We start from the raw sequence: 18555 nt of genomic DNA, 5'->3' as shown, positions 1-18555 counted from the left end.
GCGCTGACGGACCGGTCCGTCAGCGCCCCCGGCGCGGCGCGGGCCCGTCAGCGCGGGAGGGCCGGCAGGACCTCGCGGCGGTAGTGGTCGAAGAAGGCCTCGTTGTCGGGGCCGATCTGGCCGACGTAGACCTCGTCGAAGCCCGCGTCGACGTAGGACCGCAGCGTCGCGACGTGCTCGTCCACGTCGTTGCCGCAGGTCACCGCCTCGGCCACCATCTCGGGCGTGACCAGTTCGCTGGCCTGCTCGAAGTGGGCCGGGGTGGGGAGGAGTTGGGCGAGCTCGCCCGGCAGCAGTTCGGTCGGCCAGAGCCGGTGCACCAGGTCGACGGCCTTGTCCCGGTCGTCGTTCCAGCAGACCTTCACGCCACCGATCACCGGCTTGCCGGCGCCGCCGCCCGCACGGAACGCGCCGACCAGGTCGCGGTCGGGGGTCATGGTGACGAAGCCGTCCCCGATCCGGCCCGCGAGGGCGGCGGCGTTCGGCCCGAAGCCGGAGACGTAGACCGGCGGTGCCTCGGCGGGGACGGTGTAGAGGCGGGCGTTGTCGACGGTGTAGTGCCGGCCGCGGTGGGACACCTGCTCGCCGGTGAACAGCTTGCGCATCACCTCCAGCGCCTCCTCCAGCATCTCGGCCCGTTCGTCGAAGGAGGGCCAACGATCCCCGTGCACGTGCTCGTTGAGCGCCTCGCCGGTACCGACACCCAGCGTGAAGCGCCCGCCCAGCAGGACGGCGGAGGTGGCGGCGGCCTGCGCCGTGACCGCCGGGTGCAGGCGGACCGTCGGACACGTCACGAGGGTGGTGACCGGCAGGTCGACGGTCTGCGAGAGGGCGCCGATCACCGACCAGACGAACGGACTGCTGCCCTGGGCGTCGTTCCACGGGTGGAAGTGGTCGGAGACGGCCAGCCGGGTGAAGCCGGCCTCGGCCGCGAGCCGGGCCTGGTCGAGCAGTTGGGCCGGGGTGAACTCCTCGCAGGAGAGGAAGTAGCCGTACTCGGTCATGGGTCTACCTGTCCTTCCGGGTAACGGTGGCGGCACGGACCGGCGATGCCCGGGCCCCGGCGCCGTGGTTCGGGGCGCCGGGGCCCGGGCATCGGGGCGGGTCAGCCGTGTCGCATGTCGTCCGGGTCCGCCGGCAGGGGCGGTGCGCCCTCACCGGTCATCCTGGCCTGGGGCCGCTCGCGCGGCGGCGCGTCGCCGAGTGCCGTGGGCCCGCCGGAGCCCTGACCACCGGAGCCCTGACCGCCGGTGCCCTGACCGCCGGTGCCCTGACCGCCGGTGCCCTGGCCGCCGGTGCCCTCGGGGGAGAGCCGGCCGCGCCAGCCTCCGCTCTCGCGGCCCTGCTCCTCGATGAAGCCCTTGAACCGCTTCAGATCGCCCTTGACCTGCCGGTCCAGGACACCGAGCAGGTCACCGGCCTTCTCGGCCATGCCCGTCGGGTGGAAGTCCATGGCCAGGCTCACCCGGGTGTGGGAGTCGTCGAGGCGCTGGAAGGTCACGACTCCCATCTGCTGGACGTCACCGCCGACGGTGCGCCAGGAGATCCGCTCGTCGGGGAGTTGGTCGACGATCTCGGTGTCGAACTCGCGGCGAGCACCCGCGACCTTCGTCGTCCAGTGCGAGTGCCGGTCGTCGGTCTGGCGGACCTCCTCCACGCCCTCCATGAAACGCGGGAAGTCCTCGAACTGCGTCCACTGGTTGTAGGCGCTGTGCAGCGGGACGTCCACGTCGATGGACTCCTTCACCTTGCTCACAACGGTCTCCTTCCGAATCGACAGGATCGGGCATTCCGTACACCGGCGCGCCTGCCCCGATCGCGGGCGCTCAATCAGGAGGTCACCCGGGCGGTCCCGGGGCCCGGCTCCGGCGTGCCGGTCACGCGGCCTGCGGAGAGCGGACGGGGCCGAGCAGGTCGGCGCGCTCCGTCTCCGACAGACCGCCCCAGACACCGTACGGCTCACGCACCTCCAGGGCGTGCCGGAGGCACTCTTCGCGGACGGGGCAGCCCCGGCATATCCGCTTCGCCTGCTCCTCCCGGTCGTCGTGTGCCTGGCCGCGTTCACCGAACGGGTGGAAGAACAACGCGGTGTCGACGGAGCGGCACGCGGCGGCGAGCTGCCAGTTCCAACGGTGGTCGAAGGCGCCGGGCAGGCGCGAGATGTTGGTCAAGGGGTTCTCACCTCGGCTGGACGTGACCGGGAAGGGTCGGGAGTACGGGTGGCGAGGGGCCGGGCCGCCGGACGGCCTCGGCTGTGCGGGCGTGTGCCCGCTCCCGCCGATCCCACGCGTACCGGGGCGCCCCGGAACGGTCGCCGGTCGGCGCTCACCCGTCAGCGGTCCGCCGGCACCGCGCCGTCGGACGCCAGGCTCGCCCGCCTCCTCATGATCGCGTGGCCGGCGAGCGCCCCGCCGTAGATGGTGTAGCCCACGCCGATCAGCCAGGACTGCACCACCAGGACCGCGCCGACCGTCCCGTACGAGACCGCGTTGGAGACCAGCAGCGGGGCGAGGACCAGCCGGGAGAAGTACCGCAGTCCGGTCAGGGCGGCCATGGTGGCCAGCGCGCCGGGGAGCAGCCACAGCCAGGGGACGCGTGCGCCGAGCAGCAGGCGCTGCAGCCACCAGAACAGCAGGACGCCGCCGAGCAGGGTGGCGGCCAGGCGCAGCGCGGGCTGGGCCGCGCTGCCCTGCCAGGGGCTGCCGCTCCAGGCGGCGATGAGGATGTAGGCGGTCAGTCCGGCCAGGCCGAGGGCCTGGCGCCAGACGGCGTGCCAGGGGCCGCGTTCGAGCTGCCAGATGCGCTCGTAGACGGTCTGGACGGAGGCCATCAGGGAGATGCCGAAGACCGTCAGGGCGGCGAGGCCGAAGCCGGTGGTGGTGCTGAGGATCTGGCCGCGGGAGGCGAACAGGCCGCGGGTGGCCTGCGCGCCGCGGCCGGTCAGGCCCAGGCCGTCGGTGATCCACTGGCTGATTCCGCTGTTCCGGGTGGGCGGGGCCGCGGCGATCACGATCAGCAGCGGCACCAGCGTGACGAAGAACAGCGCGGCGAAGGCCATCGAGCGCTGCAGGAGTTCCACCGAGCGGCCCTGCTTCCAGACCTCCAGGGCGACCGAGGCGGCGCTGCGGCGCCCGGGCGCCACGGTCGCGCCCGCTGTGCCCGCCGTGCCCGGGGTCGCGTCCCGGTCCCGGTCCCGGTCCTCAGCCATGGTGGCCTCCACGCCGTCGTCCCCGTCCTCGCGCCTACCACGCGCAGGCCGTCGCAGACAGGGACGGCCGCCGCGATCAGCGGGTGGGCCCGGCCAGCCGCACGGCGGCCTCCAGCATCAGGCCGTGGACGAAGGCCTGCGGCAGGTTGCCGCGGAGCTGGCGCTGGGCGATGTCGAACTCCTCCGCGAACAGGCCGGGCGGTCCGCAGGCCGCCCGGTTGCGCTCGAACCACCGGGCCGCCTCCACGGGGTCGCCCTGCTGGTGTTCGGCGAGCGCCATGACGAAGCCGCAGAGCAGGAACGCTCCCTCGGCGTCCTCCAGCGGCCGCTCGTCGTGGCGGAACCGGTAGGCGTAGTGGTCCCGGCAGAGTTCCGCCCGTACCGCGTCGAGCGTCGCGCGGGTGCGCGGGTCGTCCGGGGCGACGGCGCCGCGGATCGCGGGGAGCAGCAGGGCGGCGTCGACGCCGGGGTCGGTGGGGGTGCGCTGCCAGCGGCCGGTCGGGTGGGTGCCGGTGGCGGCGGTCCGGGCGGTGATCTCGTCCGCGAGCGCCTCCCAGCGGCCGGCGGTGGAGCGGTCGGCGGCGCCGGCGGTGGCGGCCGCCCGCAGCCCCGCGGCGGCGGTGAGACGGCTGTGGGTCCAGTGGTCGTCGTGGAGTTCCCAGATCCCGGCGTCGGGCTCGGTGTGGCGGTGGGCGATGGCGTCGGCGGCGATCCGGGCGGCCTGGACGCCGTCGGTGTCCAGCCGGCCGTGGCGGGCGGCGGCGGCGAGGAGGAGCAGGCACTCGCCGAGGGCGTCGAGCTGGAACTGCCGGTTGACGTGGTTGCCCGCCACGTCGAAGCCGCCCGGGTAGCCCGGCAGGTCCAGGGTGCGCCGGTCCGGGATGGCGGCGCCGGTGGTGGTGTACGCGGGGGCGAGGTCGGGGCCGTGCTCGTGGAGGCGGGCCGTGGTGAAGCGGACCGAGTCGTCGAGCAGCGGGTGCGGACCGGCGGCGGCGACGGCCTGGCCGATGTAGCCCTGGTCGCGGATCCACACGTAGCGGTAGTCGTAGTTGCGCCCCTGCTCGGCGCGTTCGGGGAGGCTGGTGGTGGCGGCGGCCACGGTGCCGCCGTGGGCGCCGGTGAGGCCGCGCAGGACGGTGTAGGCGTGCCGGGCGTCGCGGGAGCCGAGCGCGTCGGGGAAGGTCGGGACCTGCTGCGCCCAGGCGGCCTCGGTGGACCGCCAGAGCCGGTCGGCGCTCGCGACCCGGCCGGGCGGCCGGTCCGAGAGCTCCAGTACGAGGTCGTGGTGCGCGCCGGCGGCCAGCTCCAGCCGGGTGCGGAGGGTGGGGCGGCCGCCGTCGTCACGGGGCCGGGCCGCCGGTGCGCCGGTCCAGCGCAGGTGGAGGTCGCCGGCCCGGCCCGTCCAGCGCCCGGTCTCGTCGCGCCGCAGGTCACGGGCGGGCTGCTCGCCGAACGCGGCGGCGGCCTGCAGGGTCACGTCCACGGTCGCCGGCCCGTCGACGGCGAGGATCCGGCGCAGCACGACGGCCCGGTGCGGGTCGCCGGGGTGGGCGAGGGCTTCACGGCACTCGACGATGCCGCCGGTGGTCACCCAGCGGCTGCGCCAGATCAGGGTGCCGCTCTCGTAGTAGCCGCCCCAGACGAAGGGGGTGGCGGGGGTGACGGAGTACCAGCCGGGGCCGCCGATCAGTGCGGAGAAGACGGCGTCGCTGTCCCAGCGCGGTGCGCACATCCAGACCAGGTCGCCCCCGGGGCCCACCAGGGCGCCGCGTTCGCCGTCGGCCAGCAGGGCGTAGTCGCGCAGCGCGTGGGGCTGGGGGCGGTCGTCGGTCACGGGCTCGGCTCTCCTTCGGCGGGGTGGCGGGTCGGTGCTCAGCCGGTGCGGTACTGCTCGGCTCGGTCGGCGCGCAGGGTGAGGCCGAGGCCCGGCGCGCCGTCCGCGCCGGGGCGCAGCACCCCGCCGCGGGGGTCGAGGGCGCCGTCGAAGAGCAGGTTCTCGATCCGGACGTGGTCGTGGAACCACTCCAGGTGGCGGAGGTTGGGGACGGCCGCGGCGGCGTGGGCGTGGACGTGCGGGGCGCAGTGGCCGGAGAGCTGGAGGCCGTGCGCCTCGGCGAGGGCCGCCGCCCGCAGCCAGACGGTGAGGCCGCCGCAGCGGGTGGCGTCGGCCTGCAGGCAGTCCACCGCCGGGACCATCCGGGCGAAGTAGGGCAGGTCGTAGCCGTACTCCCCCGCGGCGACGTCGGCGGTGAGGGCGTCGCGGACCAGGGCCAGCCCGGACAGGTCGTCCGAGGAGACCGGTTCCTCGAACCAGCTCACCCCCAGTCCGGCGAGGGTGCGGCCGATCCGTACGGCCTGCTTGCGGGTGTAGGCGCCGTTGGCGTCCACGTACAGTTCGGCGGTGTCGCCGATGACCTCCCGGGCCCGCTCGACGCGGTGCAGGTCGCGCTGTTCGCGGGTGCCGCGGGACTCGCCGATCTTGATCTTGACCCGGGGGACGGCCTGCCGGTCCGCCCAGTCGCGCAGCTGGTCGGCCAGCCGCGCGTCGTCGTAGGTGGTGAAGCCGCCGCTGCCGTAGACCGGCACCTCGGTGCGGGCGGCGCCGAGCAGGCGGACCAGCGGCAGTCCGAGCAGCCGGGCCTTGACGTCCCACAGGGCGATGTCCACCGCGGAGATCGCGCCGGCGACCAGGCCGGGGCGGCCGGCGTTGCGCACCGCCCGGGTCATCGCCTCGTTGCGGGCGGGGACGTCGAGGACGGACTGCCCGGTGACCACCCCGGCCAGTTCGTCCCTGATCACGTCGGCGGTGGCGGCGGCGCCGTACGTCCAGCCGGTGCCGGTGGTGCCCGCGGCGTGCGCGTGCACGAGGACCATGGTGGTGGACGACCAGGCGAGGGTGCCGTCGCCCTCGGGCGCGTCGGTGGGCACGGTCAGCACCTGGACGTCGATCCGCTCCAGCGGCGGTCCGTCGGTGCCGTTCATCGGGCGCTCCTCCCGGCGGGTGCGCGCAGCCCGGACCGGGCTCCGGCGGCCAGCCGCCCGGCGGCGCGGTCGACGAGGGCCATGATGGTCAGCGCCGGGTTGGCAGCGCCCTGGGTGGGCAGCACGCTGCCGTCGGTGATCAGCAGGTTGGGGATCGCGAAGCTCCGCAGGTCGGCGTCGACGACGCCGTGTTCGGCGTCCTGGGCCATCCGGCAGCCGCCGACCAGGTGGGCGTAGCGCTCGATGGTGATGACCTCGGTGGCGCCGGCCGCCCGCAGGATCTCCTCCATGGTCGACCGGGCGGCCTTGATCACCTCCCGGTCGTTGTCGCACTGGGTGTAGGAGAGGTCGGCCACCGGCAGGCCGTGGCGGTCCTTCTCGGTGGCGAGGGTGACGCGGTTGTCGGGCTGCGGGAGGAGTTCGCACAGGGCGCCGAGGGTGGCCCAGTGGATGTAGTCCTGGAGGTAGCGGCGCAGGTCGTGCCCCCAGTGGCCCTGGGCCGCCACGTGCTCGGCCCAGGTGATCGGCAGCGGGGAGACGGTCTGGACGGCGAAGCCCCGCTTGTAGGGACGGCCGGGGTCGGTCTCGTAGAAGGCCTCGGAGGAGACCTCCGGCGGGGGTGCCTTGTACGCGCGGATCTCCTCGGCGAAGCGCCCGGCGGTCTGCGGGGCGCCCTGCACCATGACGTAGCGGCCGACCAGGTCGTGGTCGTTGCAGAGCCCCTCGGGGAAGCGCCGGTTCGCGGAGTTGAGCAGCAGCCGCGGGGTCTCGATCGCGTACCCGGCGACGGCCACCGTCCGGGCGCGCTGCAGGTGTTCGCGCCCCCGGCGCAGATAGCGGACCCCGGTGGCGCGGCTGCCGTCGGCGTCGGTCTCGATCGCGGTGACCATGGCGTCGGTGCGGATCTCGGCGCCGTGCGCGAGGGCGTCGGGGACGTGGGTGACGAAGGTGGAACCCTTGGCGTTGACCTTGCAGCCCTGGAGGCAGAAGCCCCGGTAGACGCAGTGCGGGCGGTTGCCGAACCGGCCGTTGGTGATGGCGACCGGGCCCACCCGGGCCTCGATCCCGGCGGCGGCCGCGCCGCGCAGGAAGATCTCGCCGTTGCCGCCCGCCGGGTGCGGGGCGTGGGGGTAGGCGTGCGGGTCGCCCCACGGCCAGTACTGCCCGGCGACGGGGAGTTCCTGCTCGATCCGCTCGTAGGACGGGCGCAGGTCCTCGTAGCGGATCGGCCAGTCGGCGCCGACGCCGTCGTCGGTGAGCGTGGAGAAGTCGCTGGGGTGCAGGCGGGGCACGAATCCGGCGAAGTGCACGGTCGAACCGCCGACGCGCGACCGGAGTTGTTGGAGCCCATGGGGACCGGGTCCTGCCCGGAGATCACCCGCGGCTCCGTCCAGTAGAGGTGGTGGGAGCCGGCCTCGTCGCTGACCCACTCGGTGTCCGGATCCCAGAACGGCCCGGCCTCCAGGCAGACCACGGACCACCCCGCGTGCGCCATCCGCTGGGCGAGGGTGGCGCCGCCGGCCCCGCAGCCGACGATGACCAGGTCCACCTCGTCCGTGTCGTCGAAGCGGCGCATGTTCTCGATCAGCGCGTGGTCGAACCGGCTTCCGTCGTCCGGCAGCAGCCAGGCGGAGGCGTTGCGGTCCCGGATCCCCTGCTGCGATCCGGCCGTGAGGGCCAGCGTGGACCGTACCGCTTCCAGACGTCGGCTCACGTCCTGTCCTTTCGGTCGGCGGGGCTGTCGTCGGCGGAGTCGTGGCCGTGGGGGCCGTGATCGGCGGGGCCGTCGTCGGCGCCGTCTCCCCCGGGATCGGGTCCGGCCGGGTCGGCGGGGTCCGCGTCAGGGTGCTCCCAGCGTTCGCGCGCCCCCACGCCGAGGCGGGCGTAGCCGCGCGGGTAGGCCGGCCCGCCGAAGCCGATCTCGTTCCACGACCACGGGTGGGCGTAGAAGGCGGTGCAGGCGTACCTGGTCCACAGGCTCCACACGTGGGCCGCGGGCATGCCGTGCCAGGGCTTGCCGCGCAGGTCCTGGACGGCCTGGACGAGGGCGCGCTGCCGGTCGGGGTCGAGCGCCGCGAACGGCGCGCCGTACCGGTCGGCGGCGTCCTCGTCGAGGGCCCGCAGCGAGGCCCGCCAGGCCTCCCCGTCCTCTGGCATGTCCCGGTACCGCCAGCCGTCCGTCCGGGCCTCGGCGAGGCGGGCGTCGATCATCTGGAGGACCGGCACCTTCGGGCGCTCCGGCGGGCCGTCCTGGGCGAGCAGCCGGTCCAGCAGGGCGCCCGCGCAGGCCTCCTCCACCGGGGTGAAGTACCTCAGGTCGGGCTGGAGTTGGAGGCGCTGGTGGACGGTGGCGGCGGTCGCCGGGTCCCAGGCGTCGGTCTGGTCCAGGACATCGAAGCCGGGGAAGCGCCGGCCCGCCTCGCCGGAGGGGACGGTCCGGCGGGCGGGCCGGCGGCGCGCGGGCACGGTCACCGCTCCCGGCGCAGGACGGCGGCGAGCAGGCCCATCCCCCCGACCATCGTCACCAGGAGCGGTGCGAACAGCGGCGGGCCCATCTCGACGTTGTAGCGGGCCATCGCCCAGCCCCCGGGTTTGCGGGCGACGCCCCGCGCGTGCAGGTAGGTGCCCTGGAGGCCGTTGGCCACCACGGCCGCCGACATCACGGGCAGCACGGTGTGCGCGGCGCGCTCGCTGGCGAATCCCGCCACCCCCGCCGCGGCGGCCAGCGGCCCCAGCACGACCGGCCACCACATCACGCGGTTGCCGAAGCTCGCGCGGTCGTGCTCCAGGTAGATCTCGGCGGCCGTCACCAGGGCGCCGCCCGACATCAGCAGCGACAGGGACCGCTCGAAGCGGCCGTGGCGTACGTCGTGCACCGCGCGGGGCACGAGCCCGGGCAGGTGCCGTGCGGCCGGGGCCCTGGTCATCGCACTCACTCCTTGCCGCTGCCGGGCAGGAACTCCTGGATCTTCGCCTTGAGGCCCTGCTTGACCATGGACCCGCGGTCGCTGTCGCCCTTGAGGACCGCCGAGGCGGCGGCGGTGATCTGGTCGAGCGAGGCGTGCGGCGGGATCGGCGGCACGGCCGGGTCGGTGCGGAAGTCGATGACGTACGGCCGCTCCGAGGCGAGCGCCTGGCGCCACACCGGCTCGACGTCCTCGGGCTTCTCCACCCGGGTGCCGTAGAGGCCCAGCTGGACGGCGAAGTCGGCGTACCGCACGTCCGGCAGGTGCTGGGAGGGCTCGAACTGCGGGGCACCCTGCATGGCCCGCATCTCCCAGGTGACCTGGTTGAGGTCCTGGTTGTTGAGGACGGCGACGATCAGCCGCGGGTCCGACCACTGCTGGTAGTACTTCGCGACGGTGATCAGTTCGGCGAGGCCGTTCATCTGCATCGCGCCGTCCCCGACGATGGCGATGGCGGGGCGGTCCGGGTGGGCGAACTTCGCCCCGATCAGGTACGGCACCCCGGGGCCCATGGTGGCGAGGGTGCCCGACAGGGAGCCGCGCATCGTCCCGCGCATCCGCAGGTGGCGGGCGTACCAGTTGGCGGCGGACCCGGAGTCCGCGGCGATCATGGCATTCTCCGGCAGCAGGGCGTCGAGGGCGTGCACCACGTGCTCGGGGTTGAGCGGGTCGGCGGAGACGGCGGCGCGCCGCTCCATGACCTCCCACCAGCGGGCGGTGTTCTCCTCGACCGTCTCCCGCCAGGACCGGTCCGTCTTCTGGTCCAGCAGGGGGATGAGGCGCTTGAGGGTCTCCGTCGCGTCGCCCACCACGTTCAGCTCGAACGGGTAGCGCAGGCCCACCATCGACGGGTCGACATCGATCTGCACGGCCCGGGCCTTGCCGAACTCGGGGAGGAACTGGGTGTACGGGAAGCTGGAGCCGATCACCAGCAGGGTGTCGCAGTCGCGCATCAGCTCGTAGGACGGCCGCGTCCCCAGCAGGCCGATCGAGCCGGTCACGTAGGGCAGCGTGTCCGGCAGCACGTCCTTGCCGAGCAGCGCCTTCGCCACCCCGGCGCCGAGGATCCCGGCGACCTGCTCGACCTCGGCGCGCGCCCGCCGCGCGCCCTGGCCGACCAGGACGGCCACCTTCTCGCCGGCGTTGAGGATCTCGGCGCAGCGGGCGAGGTCCGCGTCCGACGGCACCGGCGCGTACCGGCCGACGCCGAGGCTGGAGGGCACCATCTTGAAGGCGTGGGCCGGCGGCTGGTAGTCGAGCTCCTGGACGTCGGCCGGGACGATCACGGCGGTGACGGTGCGGCTGGTGGCGGCGACGCGCATCGCCCGGTCCAGCACGTTGGGCAGCTGTTCGGGGACGGTGACCATCTCGCAGTAGGCGGAGGCGACGTCCTTGTAGAGCGAGAGGAGGTCGACCTCCTGCTGGTAGGAGCCGCCCATCGCGCTGCGGTCGGTCTGGCCCACGATCGCGACGACCGGGACGTGGTCGAGCTTGGCGTCGTAGAGGCCGTTCAGCAGATGGATCGCGCCCGGGCCGGAGGTCGCGGCGCACACCCCCGTCCGGCCGGAGAACTTGGCGTAGCCGACGGCCTCGAAGGCGGCCATCTCCTCGTGCCGCGCCTGCACGAACTGCGGCTTGTCGTCGGCCCTGCCCCAGGCGGCGAGCAGGCCGTTGATGCCGTCACCGGGATAGGCGAAGACGTGCTCGACGTCCCACTGCCGCAAGCGCTCGAGGATGTAGTCCGAGACCTTCATCTGTTGGGCTCCGTTCGCAGCTCGACTCGCCGGCGGGGGGCCGGGAGAAACTCCCCGCGCTCTCGTCTGACCCGTCGGGGCCGGCCGAAACCCGGCCGGTGGGGGCCGGTGCCCGGACGCCGTCGGTCCGGGCCCGTGAGCGCCGCCCGGCGGGTTTCCGCCGCCCGCCCGGGCCGGGCCGCCGCTCCCGGTGGCGCCCCTGCGTGGCCGTCGCCAGACTGGGCAGACGGGTGCGGCGCCGGTCCCGCCGAGGGCACACCGGCCGCCGATACCCGTTCGCCGCGCTGCGCCGCCCCGTCGGCGCCCGGCCCAGACCGCCGCAGGGGACCCGCCGATGACCGCAGACCACGACCGACCGGCCCGGGGGCGTGACGAGACTCCGGAAGAGCGTGCCGACCGCCTGTGGAACGAGATGCTGCAGGAGGTGCGGGTCTGCCAGACGGGCGCCCAGATCCTCTTCGGCTTCCTTCTCGCCACCGCCTTCACCCCCCGCTTCGCGACACTGCCGGACTTCGACAAGCACCTCTACGTGGCCACCGTCCTGCTCGGCGCCTTCGCCACCGGCACGCTCATCGCCCCCGTGGCGTTCCACCGCTTCATGTCCGGCCACGGCATGAAGCCCGAGCTCATCCACGTCGCCGCGCGGCTCATCGGCCTCGGCCTGGTGCTGCTCGCCCTCACCATCTCGGCCGCGCTGCTGCTGCTCCTGCGCACCGCCACCGACAGCTCACCGGCGGCCTGGGTGCTCAGCGGCGCGGCGCTGGCGTGGTTCTGCGTCTGCTGGCTCGTCCTCCCCCGTTCGGTGCTGCGCCGTCACGCCCACCGGAGGGACCGGGACCGCTGAGCCCCCGCCGGGCCGGGGCCCGGACGCGCGCCGCCCGGTTTGCACTCCCATCCATCGGGCAGCCGCACCGCCGACCCAGGCCGGGCGCCCGGAGAGCGGCGGCCCGGCCCCTTCCAGGACGGAGAGCGTGCCATGACGATCAACCCCGGACCTCCCGAGCACCGCCCTCACGCGCCCCTCGTCACCGGGACCCCGAATCCGGGGCCGCCGGTGGAGCACGGGCGCGATGCCAAGGACGCCGCGCTGGACGCCGCCCGGGCTCCTGACCCGAACGGAGCGCTGACCACCGACCAGGGCGTGCGGGTCGACGACACCGACAACTCGCTGACGGTCGGCGATCGCGGGCCCACCCTGCTGGAGGACTTCCAGCTGCGGGAGAAGCTCACCCACTTCGACCACGAGCGGATCCCCGAGCGGGTGGTGCACGCCCGCGGGGCGGGCGCCTACGGATTCTTCGAACCCTACGCCTCGCTCGCCGAGTTCACCTGCGCCGACTTCCTCCAGGAGGCCGGCCGGCGCACTCCGGTCTTCGTCCGGTTCTCGACCGTCCAGGGCCCGCGCGGCTCCGCCGACACCGTGCGCGACGTCCGCGGCTTCGCCACCAAGTTCTACACCCGCCACGGCAACTACGACCTGGTCGGCAACAACATTCCGGTGTTCTTCATCCAGGACGCCGCCAAGTTCCCCGACTTCGTGCACGCCGTGAAGCCGGAGGCCCCGAACGAGATCCCCACCGGCGCCTCCGCCCACGACACCTTCTGGGACTTCTGTTCGCTCCAGCCCGAGTCCACCCACATGCTCATGTGGGCGATGTCCGACCGGGCCATCCCCCGCAGCTACCGGATGATGCAGGGCTTCGGCGTCCACACCTTCCGCCTGGTGAACGCCGACGGTCGCGGGACCTTCGTGAAGTTCCACTGGCGGCCGCTGCTCGGAACGCACTCCCAGGTCTGGGACGAGGCCCAGCTCACCGCCGGACGCGACCCGGACTTCCACCGCCGCGACCTGTGGGAGGCGATCGCGGACGGCGACTTCCCGGAGTACGAGCTCGGCGTCCAACTGATACCGGAGCACGACGAGTTCGCGTTCCCCTTCGATCTGCTCGATCCGACGAAGCTGGTGCCGGAGGAGCTCGTGCCGGTCCGGCCGGTCGGGCGGATGGTCCTGAACCGCAATCCGGAGAACTTCTTCGCCGAGACCGAGCAGGTCGCCTTCCACACCGCCAACATCGTCCCCGGTATCGACTTCACCAACGACCCGCTGCTCCAGGGCCGCAACTTCTCCTACCTCGACACCCAGCTCATCCGCCTGGGCGGCCCCAACTTCTCGCAGCTGCCGGTCAACCGGCCGCTGGCCGACGTCCGGGTCAACCACCGCGACGGCCACGGCCAGCAGACCATCCACCCGGGTCACGGCTACTCGCCCAACTCCGTGGGAGGCGGCTGCCCGTTCACCATGGGCGGCGGCCGGCTGCCGGAGGGGGTCTTCCAGCACTACCAGGAGCGGGTCGACGGCCGGACGATCCGGCGCCGCAGCCCCAGCTTCGCCGACCACTACAGCCAGGCCACCCTGTTCTGGCGCAGCATGACCGGCTGGGAGCAGGAACACATCACCGCCGCCTTCGCGTTCGAGCTGGGCAAGGTGGTCGACGAGGAGGTGCGGCGGCGCACCGTCGGCAACCTCGTGCACGTCGACCCCGTCCTGGCCGCGGAGGTCGCCCGGCGGATCGGTGTGCCCGAGCCGGAGCCGGCGGAGCTGGACGCCCCGGCGCAGGAGGACGCCGGCGCGGCCGGGCCGCTGGTCTCCCCCGCGCTGAGCCTGGAGCACCTGCGCGGCTCCGGCATCCGCACCCGCAAGGTGGCCGTGCTGGTCGGCCCCGGCGCGGACGCCGAGCAGGTGCGGGCCGCGCACGAGCACCTGGGAGCCCGCGGCGCCACGGTGGAGACCCTCGCCGCACACGGCGGCGAACTGCCCGCACGGGACGGCGGCCGCCTCGTGGTGGACCGCCCGCTGCCCACCACCGCGTCCGTCCTCTACGACGCCGTGGTGGTACCGGACGGCACCGGCGTCCTCTACGACGCCGTGATCGTGCCGGGCGGCACCGGCCCCGACCTCACCGCCGATCCGGACGCCGTACGGTTCGTCACCGAGGCGCTGCGGCACGGCAAGCCGGTGGCGGTCCTCGGATCGGGCGCCGGGCTCGTCCGCGCGGCCGGGGCCGGCGATCCGACCGACCTGGCCGGGGTCGCCGTCCGCGGCCCCGGGGAGCGGGCCGACGAGGACTTCTGGGACGGCTTCGCCCGCCTGCTGGAGCGGCACCGCTTCCCGGAGCGCTGACCGCCCGGTCACGACACGCCGTTTGGCGGCCCCTCGACGGGGCCGCCAACGGCGTGTCGGGGCCCGGGGGTACGGCCGGGTCCCGGCGGACGCGGGTCGGCCCGTGTGATCGCCGGAGAGCCGGGCAGACGCGGGGGCGTCCCGTTCCGGCGTAGGAGGAGAGTGTCATGGCCGACTCGGTGAAGGCGTCCGCGAAGAGGTCGCAACAGCCACCGCGGACCGGGGACTCGCCCGGTGGCGAGGTCATCGAGACGGACGTGCCGGCCAGGCTCGACCGGCTGCCGTGGTCCCGCTGGCACTGGCGGATCGTGATCGGCCTGGGGACCGTCTGGATCCTCGACGGTCTGGAGGTCACGATCGTCGGCAACATGGCGGCCCGGCTCGCCGAGCAGGGCAGCGGCGTCAGCATCTCGACGACTCAGGTGACCACCGTGGCGGCCGCCGTGTACGTGGCGGGTGCGTGCAGCGGCGCCCTGTTCTTCGGCTGGCTGACGGACCGGCTGGGGCGCAAGAAACTCTTCATGCTCACCCTGGCCGTCTACCTGGTGGCCACCGCCGTCACGGCGTTCTCCTGGAGCGCCTGGTTCTTCTTCCTCTGCCGCTTCTTCACCGGCTTCGGCATCGGCGGCGAGTACGCGGCGATCAACTCCGCGATCGACGAGCTGATCCCGGCCCGGGTGCGCGGCCGGATCGACCTGATCATCAACGGCAGCTTCTGGATCGGCGCGGCGCTCGGCGCCTTCGCCTCGATCGCGCTGTTGAACACCGCGCTGTTCGCCACCGACGTCGGGTGGCGGCTCGCCTTCGCCATCGGCGTGGTGCTGGGCCTGGTGATCCTGCTGGTGCGCCGGCACGTCCCGGAGAGCCCGCGCTGGCTGTTCACCCACGGGCGCGCCGCGGAGGCGGAGGAGGTGGTGGCCGAGGCCGAACGGATCGTGGAGGAGGAGACCGGCCGCGCCCTGCCGCCGGTCGAGGGGGACCCGATCCGCATCCGCGAGCGCGGACCGCTCGGCTTCATCACGATCGCCCGTACGGTGGTGGGCAGTTACCCGCGCCGCACGGTACTGGGCCTCGCGCTCTTCATCGGCCAGGCCTTCCTCTACAACTCGGTGACGTTCGGCTACGCGGTCATCCTCACCAAGTACTTCGAGGTGCCGGAGGGCGACACCGGCTACTACTTCGCGGTGATCGCGGTCGGCAACTTCCTCGGCCCGCTGCTGCTCGGCCACTTCTTCGACTCGGTCGGCCGCAAACCGATGATCGCCGGCACCTACATCGGCTCCGGCCTGCTGCTGTTCGGCACCGCCGCCCTCTTCCAACAGGGCTCGCTGTCCGCGGTCAGCATGACGGCCTGCTGGACGGCGGTGCTCTTCCTGGCCTCCGCCGGGGCGAGTTCGGCCTACCTGACCGTCAGCGAGATCTTCCCGCTGGAGACCCGGGCGATGTGCATCGCCTTCTTCTACGCCGTCGGCACGGCGGTCGGCGGCATCAGCGGGCCGCTGCTGTTCAACGGGCTGGTGAGCAGCGGCAAGGTGTCCGACACGACCCTCGCGTTCTGCATCGGCGCCGCCCTGATGACCGCCGCCGGGCTGGTCGAGGCCGCGATCGGGGTCCGGGCCGAACGGCGCAGCCTGGAGTCGCTGGCCGCGCCGCTCAGCACCGTCGGCGCGGCGAAGAGCACCTAGGGGCGGTTGCGAGGTCGCGGACCCGGCGGGACTTCGCCAACGCCCTCTGCGCCCGGGCGGGCCGTCAGATCACGGCCGGCGCAGCCGTCTTGGCCGCCGTGGCCGATCCGCCGGGCGACACCGGGCGCTCGGCTCGGCGAACGCCCGGTCGAGGATCGTGCTCCGGCCCCCACTCCCCTCGTGGTGGGGGCCGGAGCGGGCCTCAGTCGCGCCGACGAGAGAGAGCATGCCAATGGGGACGGCCGGACGGCCATGCATTAGCCTCTGAGCCTAATAGTCAACAACGCGGCAGGTCAGGATGGCTGCGGGGAGCCGGAGGAAGGTTCGTGATCGCACTGAGATTCGGGGTCGCGGACCTCGCGAGGACCCGGTTCGTCATATCCCCGCTCGACCATCTGCTGGCCGGTTCGGCCCGGTTGGGCGTTCACCAGGGCAACGGGTCGCGCAGCGAACGCTGGTGGCGGGACGCCCGCCGCCACGTGCCCCACCGGGCCGTGCGCTTCCTCGAAGTGGTCAACGCGAGCCCGATCGGCATCCCCGACTTCATGGTGGCGGACCTCGACGCCGTCCGCCGCCAGCTGACCGACGAGCTCGACGCGCTCCTCTCCGTCCCGCAGCAGACCGTGGAGGAGGGTGTCGCGATCTTCGGCAACCGCCTGGGACTCCCGGCCGCCCTGGCCCGGTTGCGCGACGACGGCAGCCGGGGCCTGCGCGAGGTCAGCGACGGCGCCTGGGCGCTGTTCCAGGCCTGCCTCGCCCCGGACTGGCCCGACATCCGCCGCGCCCTGGAGGCCGACATCGCCGTCCGGGCCCGCACCGCCGCCCGCTCCGGGATCGGCGAAATGCTCGGCACGCTCCACCCGAAGGCCGTCTGGCGGGACGAAGGGGTGCTGGAGTGCACCCTCGGCGAGCTGGAGGGTTCCTTCGAACTCGGCGGCCGGGGCCTGGAGCTGCGGCCCAACTACTTCGTCCAGCGGAGCATCAGCCTGCTGGCCGAGCCGGACCGCCAGAGCCTGCTGCTGCACCCGATCGCCCTTCCGGCCGCCGAGCCCGCGGCCCGGACCCCGGCCGCCGACGGCCTCGCCGCCGTGCTCGGCCCCGCCCGGGCCCGCGTCCTGCGCGCCATCGCCGGCAGCGCCTGCTCCACCACCGAGCTCGCCCAGCGGCTCGGCGTCACCCCGCCCTCCGCCTCCGCCCATGCCACCGCCCTGCGCGCGGCCGGCCTGATCGCCACCCAGCGCGAGGGCAAGCAGGTCCGCCACGCCCTCACCGACGTCGGCCACGACCTCCTCCTCGACAACCCGCCGCCCCCGCCGCAGGCCTGAGCACCGGTCGGTGTCCGCACCAGGCCCCGGCTGGAACCTCCGCGACGCACCCACGCGGCGGTCCCCGCACCCGCCTGCCGCGTGATCGCCTACCGGCGGGTCCAGGCCCGGAGCGCCCGGCGCTGCCACGACACAGCCGTCCCCGCCCGGGTCAGCCGCCGCGGACGCGCTGGCCGAGCGGGGACGGCACTTCGAGCCAGACCAGCTTCCCGCGGCCCGCGGGCAGCGAACCCCAGGCCCTCGCGAGCCGGGCCACGATGCGCAGGCCGTGCCCCCCGGGCCGCCCCGGGACGATGGCCGGCCGGACCCGCGGCGGCACCGGGCTGGCGTCCACGACCTCGACCCGCAGCCGCTCGCCGTTCCAGCTCAGCCGCAGCTCCCGGGGGCCGCCCGGCGCGTGCAGACAGGCGTTGGTGACGAGTTCCGAGACCATCAGCAGGACGTCCTCGGTCACCGCACGCTGCTCCTCGTCGGCGGCGGGCAGCCAGTGCCACTTCTCCAGGATCCGGCGGCTGAACTCGCGGCAGCGCCGCACCGCGCCCTCGCCGCCGTCGAGCAGGAGACGCTCGGAGTACTCGGGTGCGGGCCCCCGGCCGAGGGGGATCGGAACGCCGGGCCGGTCGGGAACGGGGCCATTCGGGGAGCGGTTCATCCCGGCCTCCCCGGGGAGTCGCGGAAGCCCGGGGAGTCGCGGAGGCCCGGGGCGGGCGGCCCGGCGACGATCCGCCCGGTGCCGTCGGCCATCGTGCGGCCGGCGCCGTCCACCCGGCCGGGACCGAGGACGGCGTGCCGGACCCGCTCCCCCGCCCCTCGGGCGGGCTGCTCGGCTGGCCTCCGCATGGCTGGCTCCCGGTCGGGTCCGGACGGCGGCGGGCCGTCCCGCACATCATGGCGCGTGCCACGGGCGAGCGCGCGGACGCCGGTCGGCGACCGGTCGTCGGGAACCGGCCGAACCGACGCCCCGGGGGCGGCGGGCACCCTTCTCACCTGCGCCTCGGGCATGGTTCGCGCCTGCCCGGCTCCGGCCCGGTCACACCTGCCGGGCGTTGCGACGCTCCCCGCCCGCGACGAATCCGGCGCCACCGGGCCCGCGACGGACCCTTCGGCACCGGGTTCCGCGACGAACCCGGAACCACCGGGTGTGGAACCGGGCGAACCGGGCAGACGCCGGTCGGGGCGAGCGACGCCCGAGTCCACGAGAGAGCCGGACTCCACGAGAGGGAGTGAGCGACACGATGGGTGCCGACGACAAGCTGCGCAACGCCGGTGAGAAGGTCGAGGGCAAGATCAAGGAGGCCGCCGGCAAGGCGACCGGTGACCGCACCATCGAGGCGAAGGGCCGGGGCGAGCAGGCCAAGAGCGACCTGAAGCAGGCCGTGGAGAAGGTCAAGGACGCCGGGAAGCACTGACCCGGACCCACCCGGCCCGGCGACCGCCCCTTGGCGGTCGCCGGG

The 18555-nt window shown here is 74.2% G+C and carries 16 protein-coding genes and 1 pseudogene; 5 read left to right on the top strand and 12 right to left on the bottom strand.

Translation table 11 applies throughout. From position 1 onward, the window contains the following. Positions 1 to 47: 47 nt before the first annotated feature. The 10 genes and pseudogenes from ABZ495_RS35385 to ABZ495_RS35340 all read right to left on the bottom strand — a co-directional run bounded on the left by ABZ495_RS35385 (position 48) and on the right by ABZ495_RS35340 (position 10910). A complete protein-coding gene (locus ABZ495_RS35385) occupies positions 48 to 1004 on the bottom strand; it encodes a TIGR03557 family F420-dependent LLM class oxidoreductase (RefSeq protein WP_352295459.1) in 957 nt (318 codons plus the stop codon). A 299-nt stretch (positions 1005 to 1303) separates the two neighbouring features. Beyond that, positions 1304 to 1756: pseudogene (locus ABZ495_RS35380) on the bottom strand (SRPBCC family protein); the annotation flags it as partial. A gap of 121 nt (positions 1757 to 1877) precedes the next feature. After that, positions 1878 to 2171 carry a WhiB family transcriptional regulator gene (locus ABZ495_RS35375; RefSeq protein ID WP_329485639.1) on the bottom strand — a complete coding sequence of 98 codons (294 nt, stop codon included), beginning with the start codon at positions 2169 to 2171 and terminating at the stop codon, positions 1878 to 1880. Positions 2172 to 2332: 161 nt separating this feature from the next. Next, positions 2333 to 3208 (bottom strand): ribonuclease BN, encoded by an 876-nt coding sequence (locus ABZ495_RS35370; RefSeq protein ID WP_359811576.1) that lies wholly within the window; start codon positions 3206 to 3208, stop codon positions 2333 to 2335. Positions 3209 to 3284: 76 nt separating this feature from the next. After that, entirely contained in the window at positions 3285 to 5042 is a 1758-nt protein-coding gene (locus tag ABZ495_RS35365) for a glycoside hydrolase family 15 protein (RefSeq protein WP_359840046.1), read from the bottom strand. A 38-nt stretch (positions 5043 to 5080) separates the two neighbouring features. Continuing rightward, a complete protein-coding gene (locus ABZ495_RS35360; RefSeq protein ID WP_359840044.1) occupies positions 5081 to 6190 on the bottom strand; it encodes an enolase C-terminal domain-like protein in 1110 nt (369 codons plus the stop codon). Further along, the gene (locus ABZ495_RS35355) at positions 6187 to 7500 is read right to left on the bottom strand and encodes a GMC family oxidoreductase (RefSeq protein ID WP_359840042.1); all 1314 of its coding nucleotides are present in this window, start codon (positions 7498 to 7500) and stop codon (positions 6187 to 6189) included. Before ABZ495_RS35355 ends, ABZ495_RS35360 begins: the two co-directional genes overlap by 4 nt. 400 nt (positions 7501 to 7900) lie before the next feature. Further along, on the bottom strand, positions 7901 to 8656 hold the full coding sequence (locus tag ABZ495_RS35350) for a gluconate 2-dehydrogenase subunit 3 family protein (protein ID WP_359840040.1): 756 nt from the start codon (positions 8654 to 8656) through the stop codon (positions 7901 to 7903). Positions 8657 to 8658: 2 nt separating this feature from the next. After that, positions 8659 to 9117 (bottom strand): hypothetical protein, encoded by a 459-nt coding sequence (locus ABZ495_RS35345; protein WP_359840038.1) that lies wholly within the window; start codon positions 9115 to 9117, stop codon positions 8659 to 8661. A gap of 5 nt (positions 9118 to 9122) precedes the next feature. Further along, positions 9123 to 10910, bottom strand: coding sequence for a thiamine pyrophosphate-requiring protein (locus ABZ495_RS35340; RefSeq protein ID WP_359811562.1), 1788 nt, complete (start codon positions 10908 to 10910; stop codon positions 9123 to 9125). Between the two features lie 334 nt (positions 10911 to 11244). Between ABZ495_RS35340 and ABZ495_RS35335 the strand changes: the two genes are divergently transcribed. The 4 genes from ABZ495_RS35335 (at position 11245) to ABZ495_RS35320 (ending at position 17101) form a co-directional block, all read left to right on the top strand. Then, on the top strand, positions 11245 to 11754 hold the full coding sequence (locus ABZ495_RS35335) for a DUF6328 family protein (RefSeq protein WP_359840036.1): 510 nt from the start codon (positions 11245 to 11247) through the stop codon (positions 11752 to 11754). A gap of 132 nt (positions 11755 to 11886) precedes the next feature. After that, positions 11887 to 14091: a catalase gene (locus tag ABZ495_RS35330; RefSeq protein ID WP_359840034.1), complete on the top strand. Its 2205-nt coding sequence runs from the start codon at positions 11887 to 11889 to the stop codon at positions 14089 to 14091. A 167-nt stretch (positions 14092 to 14258) separates the two neighbouring features. After that, positions 14259 to 15776 carry an MFS transporter gene (locus ABZ495_RS35325; protein ID WP_359840033.1) on the top strand — a complete coding sequence of 506 codons (1518 nt, stop codon included), beginning with the start codon at positions 14259 to 14261 and terminating at the stop codon, positions 15774 to 15776. A gap of 326 nt (positions 15777 to 16102) precedes the next feature. Further along, the gene (locus tag ABZ495_RS35320) at positions 16103 to 17101 is read left to right on the top strand and encodes a winged helix-turn-helix domain-containing protein (protein WP_359840031.1); all 999 of its coding nucleotides are present in this window, start codon (positions 16103 to 16105) and stop codon (positions 17099 to 17101) included. A 151-nt stretch (positions 17102 to 17252) separates the two neighbouring features. Here ABZ495_RS35320 and ABZ495_RS35315 read toward each other — a convergent pair whose 3' ends face one another. Together ABZ495_RS35315 and ABZ495_RS35310 are read right to left on the bottom strand one after the other, a co-directional pair. Continuing rightward, positions 17253 to 17753 (bottom strand): ATP-binding protein, encoded by a 501-nt coding sequence (locus tag ABZ495_RS35315; RefSeq protein WP_359840029.1) that lies wholly within the window; start codon positions 17751 to 17753, stop codon positions 17253 to 17255. Continuing rightward, the gene (locus ABZ495_RS35310) at positions 17750 to 17941 is read right to left on the bottom strand and encodes a hypothetical protein (RefSeq protein WP_359840027.1); all 192 of its coding nucleotides are present in this window, start codon (positions 17939 to 17941) and stop codon (positions 17750 to 17752) included. The genes ABZ495_RS35315 and ABZ495_RS35310 overlap by 4 nt, the downstream gene beginning before the upstream one ends. 383 nt (positions 17942 to 18324) lie before the next feature. Here ABZ495_RS35310 and ABZ495_RS35305 point away from each other — a divergent pair, with 383 nt between their 5' ends. Then, positions 18325 to 18510 carry a CsbD family protein gene (locus ABZ495_RS35305; protein WP_329485648.1) on the top strand — a complete coding sequence of 62 codons (186 nt, stop codon included), beginning with the start codon at positions 18325 to 18327 and terminating at the stop codon, positions 18508 to 18510. The last annotated feature ends 45 nt before the right edge of the window (positions 18511 to 18555 follow it).

It is taken from the genome of Kitasatospora sp. NPDC005748, from assembly GCF_040630735.1.
Taxonomy (GTDB): Bacteria; Actinomycetota; Actinomycetes; order Streptomycetales; family Streptomycetaceae; genus Kitasatospora.
The sequence above is the reverse complement of the archived record's forward strand: the minus strand, read 5'-3'. Positions and strand labels throughout refer to the sequence as shown.

What these genes read in the sequence shown, in the direction of transcription:
- ABZ495_RS35335 (WP_359840036.1), top strand. Translation starts at nt 11,245, where the DNA reads ATGACCGCAGACCACGACCGACCGGCCCGGGGGCGTGACGAGACTCCG.
- ABZ495_RS35310 (WP_359840027.1), bottom strand. Translation starts at nt 17,941, where the DNA reads ATGCGGAGGCCAGCCGAGCAGCCCGCCCGAGGGGCGGGGGAGCGGGTC.
- ABZ495_RS35325 (WP_359840033.1), top strand. Translation starts at nt 14,259, where the DNA reads ATGGCCGACTCGGTGAAGGCGTCCGCGAAGAGGTCGCAACAGCCACCG.
- ABZ495_RS35385 (WP_352295459.1), bottom strand. Translation starts at nt 1,004, where the DNA reads ATGACCGAGTACGGCTACTTCCTCTCCTGCGAGGAGTTCACCCCGGCC.
- ABZ495_RS35345 (WP_359840038.1), bottom strand. Translation starts at nt 9,117, where the DNA reads ATGACCAGGGCCCCGGCCGCACGGCACCTGCCCGGGCTCGTGCCCCGC.
- ABZ495_RS35340 (WP_359811562.1), bottom strand. Translation starts at nt 10,910, where the DNA reads ATGAAGGTCTCGGACTACATCCTCGAGCGCTTGCGGCAGTGGGACGTC.
- ABZ495_RS35360 (WP_359840044.1), bottom strand. Translation starts at nt 6,190, where the DNA reads ATGAACGGCACCGACGGACCGCCGCTGGAGCGGATCGACGTCCAGGTG.
- ABZ495_RS35315 (WP_359840029.1), bottom strand. Translation starts at nt 17,753, where the DNA reads ATGAACCGCTCCCCGAATGGCCCCGTTCCCGACCGGCCCGGCGTTCCG.
- ABZ495_RS35330 (WP_359840034.1), top strand. Translation starts at nt 11,887, where the DNA reads ATGACGATCAACCCCGGACCTCCCGAGCACCGCCCTCACGCGCCCCTC.
- ABZ495_RS35370 (WP_359811576.1), bottom strand. Translation starts at nt 3,208, where the DNA reads ATGGCTGAGGACCGGGACCGGGACCGGGACGCGACCCCGGGCACGGCG.